The organism is Rhizobacter sp. P3_B12, assembly GCF_056402895.1.
Genome location: NZ_JBFUGN010000541.1, coordinates 1 through 4,187 on the forward strand (window position 1 = coordinate 1; position 4,187 = coordinate 4,187).

2 protein-coding genes are annotated in these 4,187 nt (G+C 69.3%); both read right to left on the reverse strand.

The genetic code is table 11. The annotated features are described in order from the left end of the window. Positions 1-998: right-handed parallel beta-helix repeat-containing protein (locus AC1D01_RS23220; protein WP_477870505.1), on the reverse strand; the 998-nt coding region annotated here is incomplete at its 3' end. Positions 999-1,123: 125 nt separating this feature from the next. Next, entirely contained in the window at positions 1,124-4,111 is a 2,988-nt protein-coding gene (locus AC1D01_RS23225) for an InlB B-repeat-containing protein (protein WP_477870507.1), read from the reverse strand. Positions 4,112-4,187 lie beyond the last annotated feature (76 nt).

A 4,187-nucleotide genomic window follows, 5' to 3' on the forward strand; every position in this document is an offset into this window, starting at 1 on the left:
TCGGGCACGTCGTGCACGTAGTTGCCGGCCACGCGGGTGTTGTTGGCGCCGACGATGTCGATGCCCTGCGCGTTGCTGCCCGGCGTCACGACGCTGCTGCTCTGGAAGATCTCGTTGTCCAGCACCTCGACGTCATTCGCGGTGCGCACCAGCTTGACCACGTCGGCGTTGCTGCAGCACAGCTTGTTGCCCTGGATGCGCACCTTGGCCGTGTCGATCTTGATCACGTTGCCGTCGTCGCCGCCGGTGGTGCTGCCGCGCACCTCCAGCCCCTGCACCGTCCACCAGCTGGCGAAGCAGTCGGTGTTGCCGCTGCCGGTGCCGATGGCGTCTTCGTCGCAGGCGTCGTTGTAGAAGTAGATCGTCGGGCCGGTGCCGCTGCGCTGCAGCACCGGGCGCGCCGGCAGGTCGGCGCTGTAGCCGCGCAGCGTGATGCGCGCGGTCGAGGTGCCGGCGGTGCGGATGACCACCGCTTCGCTGTAGGTGCCGGCGCGCACCTCGATGGTGTCGCCGGCGGTCGCGACGCCGACCGCCTTCGTGATCGTCTTGAACGGCGCCGCCAGCGTGCCGGCCGCGCTGTCGCTGCCGGTGGCGCTGACGAACCAGCTCTTGCCGCTGGCGCTGCCGCCGGGTGTGAAGCTTGCGCTCACCACCGTGGCGGCGCTCATCGTCACGGTGCAAGTGCTGTTGAGTGAGCCGGTGCCGCTGCAGGCGCCGCCCCAGCCGCTGAACACGTAGCCGGTGGCCGGCACCGCGTTCAGCACGAAGCTCGTGCCCTGGGTCAGCGAGACGCTGCAGTCGCTGCTGCAGCCGAGGCCGGCCACCGTCGAGGTGATGCTGCCGGAGCCGTCGACGTGCACCTGCAGCGCGAGCTGCGGGCCGGTCGGCTCACCGCCGCCATCGCCGGACCCGCCGCCACCGCCTCCGCTGCACCCGGCCAGGCCGGCAACGACGAATGCGGCGGCTGCCGCGAACTGCTGGATTCTGCTGATGACCACGTCAACACCTCGGGAAAAACGACGGCGCCCGGGCAGTACCCGGGCGAGTCCCGATTGTCTGACGTGAGCCGGCACTTGAGGCGCCGCGCATCCCCCTCAGACAGGTGGATGCGATGTCATTCAATTTATCTAGAGAACGAGTCGAGGACGGTGCCGTCCTTGCCGATCGTCTTGACCGTCAGCGTGCTGCCGTTCACGTCCAGCTTCATGTAGTGGTGCGCCGCGGTCGCCTTCGCATTCAGCGGCCCCAGCGTCTTGAAACCGGCCAGCGCCGAGCCGCCGCCGCCCGTCACCACGTAGACGGTGCCCTTGGCATCGTCGCGCACGCCGTTCGGGTTGGCATCGTCGGCATACACCGGCACCGAGCGCTCGTACACGTGGCTGTGGCCCGAGATCACCATCTTCACCTTGTACTTGCTGAACTCCTTGACCAGCGTCGGCCACGAGGCCACCGGCGCGTGGCCGTCGGAGTACGAGATCACCGGCGCGTGCATCAGCACCACGGTGTTCTGGATGGCGGTGTTGGCCACCGCCTTCGCCAGGTCGTAGCGCAGCCAGTCGAGCTGGTGCTTGTAGTAGTAGGCGTCGTAGTTGCCTTCGTTCGCCGCGGTGCAATTGCTCGAGCACTCCATCAGGTCGAAGTAGTCGGAGTTGATCCGCAGCACGACGAAGTGGGTGTTCTTGTAGTCGAACGAGTAGTACATGAAGTCCGGGTACACGCCGTTGCGCGTGGTCGCGCAGGCGGCGGTGTAGAACTCCGCATCGCTGTAGTGCTTGATGCTGGAGGTCGTCCAGTCCTTGAAGTACGCCTTGTTCTGCGTGTGGTTGGGCACCAGCTGCTTCGGGTCGAACACGCTGCAGAAGCCGTCGCCGAACTTGTCGGGGTACCAGCCGTCGCCGAAGTTGTCGTCGTGGTTGCCGACCACCGGGTAGTAGAAGACCGGCAGGCCGGCGGCCGGCGTCTTGGTCTGCAGCGGCGCGATGATCTCCTTGAAGCTGCCCTTCGACGCATCGCTCGGGCAATCGCCGCGCTGGACCCAGTTGGTCGACTTGTCGTAGCCGGTGATCATGTCGCCGAGGTTGAACACGAACGACGCCGGCTCGGCCACCATGCGGCCGACCAGCGCGATGTGCGCCGTGTTGCCGTCGCAGCCGTTGCCCGAGCGGCTGTCGCCGTAGGCCATGAAGCTGAACGCGCCGCCCGCGACCGGTGCCGCGCCGGTCGTGAAGGCCCACGACTTCGCGGCCGCCATCGCATTGCCGGCCGTGTCCTTCACCGCGGTCGTCACCTGCGCGGTGTAGCTGGTCGCGTACGCCAGGCTCGCTGCCGGCGTGAAGATCGCGGTCGAGCCGCTGCACGAGACCGTGCCGCTGACGCCGGTGATGCCGAAGCTCGCGCTCGTCACGCTGCTGCAGTTGACCGCTTCGGAGAAGCTCACCGACACGGTGGTCGCGATGCCGATCGAGGTGCCGCCGGTGGCCGGCGTGGTGCTCGAGACGGTGGGCGGCGTGGTGTCGGCCGGTGCGGTCGATGCGAAGCTGGCGGTGACCGATGCGGCCTGCGTCATCGTCACCGTGCAGGCGCCGGTGCCGGTGCAGGCGCCGCTCCAGCCGCTGAAGGTGGCGCTCGCACCGGGCGTCGCGTTCAGCGTCACGACGGTGCCCGATGCGAAGTTCTGCGTGCACGACGCGCCGCAGCTGAGCCCGGTCGGCGTCGCGATCGCCACGGTGCCGCTGCCGGCGCCGGCGCTCGCGACCGTCAGCGTGTACTTCGGCTTCTCGGTGAAGGTCGCGCTGGCCGCCTGGTTCGCGCTCATCGTCAGGCTGCAGGTCGCCACCTTGCTGCTCGCGCAGGCGCCGCCCCACGAGGCGAACTGGAAGCCCTCGGCCGGCGTCGCGGTCAGCGTGGTCGCGGTGCCGGTCTCCAGGCTCACCGCGCAGGTCGCGCCGCAATTCAATCCGCCGGTCGACGAGGTGATGCTGCCCGAGCCGGTCTTGGTCGCCGTCAGCGTGTAGGTGATGGCCTGGAACGCCGCATTGACCGAGGTCGCGCTCGACAGCGTGACGTTGCAGGTGGCGTCGGTGCCGGTGCAGCCGGAGGTCCAGCCGGTGAAGCGCTGCTTCGCGGCGGCCTGGGCGGTCAGCTTGACCTGGGTGCCCATCGGCAGCGATTCGCTGCAGTCGCCAGGGCAGTTGATGCCCGACGGCGCCGACAGCACGCTGCCGCTGCCGTCGACCTTGACGTTGATGGCCGCCATGCCGGACGGCGTCGGCGTGAAGCTCGCGGTGACGCTCTGCGCGTTGCTCATCGTCACCTTGCAGCTGCCGCTGCCGGTGCAGCCCGCGCCGCTCCAGCCGCTGAAGGTGAAGCCGCTGTTCGGCGTGGCGGTCAGCGTGACGCTGCTGCCCTGCGCGAAGCTCTTGTTGCAGGTGGTGCCGCAGCTGATGCCGGCCGGCGACGAGCTGACGCTGCCCGAGCCGCTCAGGATCACGTTCAGCGCGAAGTTCGCGGTCGGTACCGCGGTGAAGGTGGCGGTGACCGAGCGGGCGCTGCCCATCTGCACCTGGCAGGTGCTGCCGGTGCAGGCGAGGCCGCTGCCGCTCCAGCCGCTGAAGGCGTAGCCGGTGGCCGGCGCGGCGGTCAGCGTGACGGCGCTGTTGGCCGCGTAGTTGCCGATGCAGTCGCTGGCGGTGGCGCAGGTCAGGCCGCCGACGTCGGCGCTGACGCTGCCGGAGCCGGCGATCGTCAGCGCGAGGTTGAAGCGCGTTCCGGCCTGCTGGCTGAAGGTGGCGGTCACCGCCTTCGAGCTCTCGACCGCCACCGCGCAGTCGCCGGTGCCCTTGCAGTCGAGGCCGCTGCCGCTCCAGCCGACGAAGTCGTAGCCGCTGGCCGGCTCGGCGCTCAGCGTCACCGAGGCGCCGGCCGCGAAGCTCTTCGCGCAGACGCTGCCGCAGTCGATGCCGCCGGGGCTCGACTGCACCTGGCCCTGGCCGACGCGGCTGACGGTGAGCGTCGCCTGGTTGGCTTCCGCCGGGGTGTCGTCCTCGCCCTTGCCGCAGGCAGCGAGGGTCAGGGCGGTCGCGAGGGCAGCCAACAGGCGAAAGTGCTTCATAGGTGCTTCCAGGATCAGGAAAACCCAGCAGACGCCGCGGAACCGGCTTTGCCGGGCCGCTGGCGGCGCCCCCTTG

Excerpts from the sequence above, each read along its gene's own strand:
- AC1D01_RS23225 (WP_477870507.1), bottom strand. The coding sequence starts at position 4,111 with ATGAAGCACTTTCGCCTGTTGGCTGCCCTCGCGACCGCCCTGACCCTC.